Raw genomic sequence first — 899 nt, forward strand, 5'->3', positions numbered from 1 at the left:
CTGTTTTTATCAAAGATCTTTTTTCTGCTTCTTTAGATGGTTATCACGCTCCTTCCCAAACCATGTTAGAAATTAAATGTCCTTTAGAAAAAGGGAATAGTTGGCAAGAATTTATCCAAAAAAAAATTGTTCCTCCTTATTATTGGGCCCAAATTCAATGTGGTCTTTATTGTTCAGAAGCTAAATTAGCTTATTTTTTAGTTTACTTTCAAGAAACAGATTATTATTTAGCCAAAATAACTTTAGATTTAAATTTTATTGTGCAGATGAAAAAAGAAGGTTTAGCCTTCAAAACTTTATTAACTCATTATCGGACTTTATTGGAAAAGAAAGAGGAAAAACAAGAAAAATGAAAAAAAAGTTTTTAACATTTTTTAAAAAAATATCATTATTCCTATTTTGTGTTTTAATAGGTTCAACTATTGGATGGTTCATCTTTTATATTTTTCCAAAACCAACAGATGATCTTAATATCTCATCCTCAAAGTTCGAAGAAACTAGTTCTTTTGTTTCCTCTCCAAATATGTTTTTCTTAGCAAAAAAAATAAAAGAGTTGGAAGTAGAAATAAAAGAATTAGAAAAAAGTAGTTATGAAAGATTTTCCCAACAACAAGATTGGTTTAAAAAAATGGTTACTTTGATCAGAAGATTAACAGAAAAACTAAATCTTTTCGAAGACAAGATAGATAACAAACCATTTAACAATCATATCCCTATTTTAGAAAAAGAAAATTAAAATAATGAAAGAAGGTTTTTTTGAAACATGGATCGCAAAAATTTAAAAAAATATTATAGTCATTTTCAACGACCAGTGGAAAGAATGCAAGAAGATGGTTATTCTTTTGCTAAGATCAAAGCTCTTTTTTCAGTACCAGAATTAATAAATTATGGTTATTCCA

Annotated in this window: 2 protein-coding genes; both read left to right on the forward strand. The window is 26.7% G+C overall.

Translation table 11 applies throughout. The annotated features are described in order from the left end of the window. Positions 1 to 353, forward strand: a 353-nt coding sequence (locus Q8777_RS02630) for a YqaJ viral recombinase family protein (protein WP_338140414.1), incomplete at its 5' end; no start/stop codon positions are given. Further along, positions 350 to 736: a hypothetical protein gene (locus tag Q8777_RS02635; RefSeq protein ID WP_318749497.1), complete on the forward strand. Its 387-nt coding sequence runs from the start codon at positions 350 to 352 to the stop codon at positions 734 to 736. The genes Q8777_RS02630 and Q8777_RS02635, both read left to right, overlap by 4 nt. Positions 737 to 899 lie beyond the last annotated feature (163 nt).

Source organism: Candidatus Phytoplasma stylosanthis (assembly GCF_032886435.1).
Lineage (GTDB): Bacteria > Bacillota_I > Bacilli_A > Acholeplasmatales > Acholeplasmataceae > Phytoplasma > Phytoplasma stylosanthis.

Excerpts from the sequence above, each read along its gene's own strand:
- Q8777_RS02635 (WP_318749497.1), top strand. The coding sequence starts at position 350 with ATGAAAAAAAAGTTTTTAACATTTTTTAAAAAAATATCATTATTCCTA.